Origin of the sequence: Actinomadura sp. NPDC048955 (genome assembly GCF_040649435.1) — a bacterium.
GTDB classification, from domain to species: domain Bacteria; phylum Actinomycetota; class Actinomycetes; order Streptosporangiales; family Streptosporangiaceae; genus Spirillospora; species Spirillospora luteofluorescens.
In genome coordinates this window covers 1-2,909 of sequence record NZ_JBEZJI010000162.1, presented here as the reverse complement: position 1 = coordinate 2,909, position 2,909 = coordinate 1, and the positions used below count along the sequence as shown (strand labels likewise).

Here is a 2,909-nt window from a genome sequence, read left to right as displayed (position 1 = left end):
CGAATAAAGTAGAAAAAAATCTAAATAAATTAGATGAAGTTAACGCTAATGTAAATCCTTCTACAGAGAAAGCTACAATTGAATATAACCCCAATGTTACATCATTAGAAGATATTGCAAATACAATTCAAAAAACAGGTTATGGAGTTTTAACCGAAAAAGTGGATCTCGATGTAATGGGAATGACGTGTGCAGCTTGTTCGAATAAAATCGAAAAAGTTTTAAATCGAATCTCAGGTGTAAATAAGGCTACAGTTAATTTAACCACAGAAAGTGCTACTGTAGAATACAACCCTGATATGACGTCTGTAGATGAATTTCAACAACGTATTAAAAACCTAGGGTATGAGGCACAACCTAAAAAAGAAGCATCAGAAAAAAGTTCCCAAAAAGAAAAACAATTAAAACGACAGTTAATTAAATTAGTTGTTTCAGCTGTTTTAGCAGCTCCATTGTTAATGACAATGTTCGTTCATTTATTTGGTATTCAAATACCACATATATTTATGAACCCGTGGTTCCAATTTGTATTAGCAACGCCTGTTCAATTTGTTATTGGTTGGCAATTTTATGTAGGCGCTTATAAAAACCTTCGTAATGGGTCAGCAAATATGGATGTTCTTGTCGCTTTAGGTACAAGCGCAGCCTTCTTTTATAGTATTTATGAATCGATTAAGTGGTTAATTAATACAAATTATGAGCCACACCTATATTTTGAAACAAGTGCTGTATTAATTACTTTAATTCTTTTCGGAAAGTATTTAGAAGCACGTGCTAAAACACAAACAACAAATGCGTTAAGTAAATTGTTGAATTTACAAGCTAAAGAAGCACGTATATTACGCAACGGTGAAGAGACTATGGTTCCTTTAAGTGAGGTAAAAGAAGGAGACTATTTAGTTATCAAACCAGGAGAAAAAATACCAGTAGATGGCAAAATAATTAAAGGTATGACTTCAATTGACGAGTCAATGTTGACAGGTGAATCTATTCCTGTTGAAAAAATGCAAAATGATAATGTTATAGGATCAACAATGAATAAAAATGGAGCAATTACTGTTGAAGCAACAAAAGTTGGTAAAGATACAGCTCTTGCCTCCATTGTTAAAGTTGTCGAAGAAGCGCAAGGTTCTAAAGCGCCAATACAAAGACTAGCAGATATTATTTCTGGATATTTTGTACCTATCGTTGTAGGTATCGCGATTTTCACATTTATTATATGGATTTCATTAGTTCAGCCGGGACAATTTGAACCAGCCTTAGTTGCTGCAATAGCAGTATTAGTTATCGCTTGTCCTTGTGCGTTAGGCTTAGCTACGCCTACTTCTATAATGGTGGGTACCGGAAAAGCTGCTGAAAATGGCATTCTATTTAAAGGTGGAGAACACATTGAAGGTACACACGCTATTAATACAGTTGTTTTAGATAAAACTGGCACTATAACAAATGGCACACCTGAAGTCACTGATTTTAGTGGAGATGATCAAACATTACAATTGTTAGCTAGTGCAGAAAAAGGTTCTGAACACCCACTAGCTGAAGCTATCGTAAGTTATGCTAAAGAAAAATCATTAGAATTTTTAGAAGTAGACCATTTTGAAGCTATACCAGGGCGCGGTATAAATGCAACAATTGATGGTAAAGAACTTTTTGTCGGAAATCGAAAACTAATGAGTGAAAAAGGAATCCAAACTAATGAAGCTGAAACAAATCTCGCTCAATTTGAAAAAGAAGGAAAAACTGCAATGCTTATAAGCGTAGATAACGAATTGAGAGGGGTTGTCGCTGTAGCTGATACAGTTAAAGATACTGCCCAACAAGCTATTCAAAAACTTCATGAATTAGGTATTGAAGTTGCTATGTTAACTGGTGATAACAAACGTACCGCACAAGCAATAGCAAAACAAGTTGGTATAGACACGATTATTGCAGAGGTTTTACCAGAAGAAAAAGCTTCTAAAGTAGCAGAAATTCAATCTGAAGGTAAAAAAGTAGCTATGGTTGGAGATGGTGTCAATGATGCTCCAGCACTAGTTAAAGCAGATATTGGTATTGCCATTGGTACAGGTACAGAAGTTGCAATCGAAGCTGCTGATATAACTATTTTAGGAGGAGACCTTTTATTAATTCCAAAAGCAATAAAAGCAAGTAAATCTACAATTCGTAATATTCGCCAAAATCTATTTTGGGCGTTTGGTTACAATGTTGCAGGTATCCCTATAGCAGCAATTGGTCTGCTAGCACCTTGGGTTGCGGGAGCAGCAATGGCTTTAAGTTCTGTAAGTGTTGTCACAAACGCTTTACGTCTAAAACGTATGAAATTATAAGAATCTTATATTTCTTGAAAGGAGGTGACAACATTGACTAACGAAGTTATTAATGTAGAAGGTATGAGCTGTGACCATTGCAAGCATTCAATTGAAAAAGCATTAAATGGATTAGATGGTGTAACATCTTCAGAAGTAAGCTTGGCGAATGGGAATGTGGAAGTTGAATTTGATGAAAATCAAGTAGCTTTCAACGACTTTAAAGAAGCTATTGAAGATCAAGGTTACGATGTAATTAAATAATTTAAATAGTTGGGCATATCGTTTAATGATATGCCCTTATTAAAAATTAAGGAGGATAAAAATATGAATCATAATCATGAATATCATTCAAACAAACCCGAAATTAAAGCAAATGTTGTATATAGAGATGGTAATATAGAAATTACGTTAGAAGATGAATTTAATAATGCCCCATTATTAGATACTATGCATGAAAAAGAAATGCATTTCGTTTTAGTATCTAATGACATGGAGAAATATTACCACCTACACCCTCAAAAAAAGCATGAAGGTTTATTTATAATTAACCAACAATTAGAGCCAGGAACTTACCAGGCTTTTGTTGATGTTACACCAAAA

At 34.2% G+C, this 2,909-nt stretch carries 2 protein-coding genes and 1 pseudogene; all 3 read left to right on the top strand.

What is annotated here, in order from left to right; translation table 11 throughout:
- The coding region (locus AB0C84_RS45770; protein ID WP_361079128.1) for a heavy metal translocating P-type ATPase at positions 1-2,327 on the top strand (2,327 nt) is incomplete at its 5' end.
- Between the two features lie 33 nt (positions 2,328-2,360).
- Positions 2,361-2,570, top strand: coding sequence for a copper chaperone CopZ (copZ, locus tag AB0C84_RS45765; protein ID WP_001831373.1), 210 nt, complete (start codon positions 2,361-2,363; stop codon positions 2,568-2,570).
- A gap of 9 nt (positions 2,571-2,579) precedes the next feature.
- Positions 2,580-2,909 (top strand): annotated as a pseudogene (locus AB0C84_RS45760) (hypothetical protein); the annotation flags it as partial.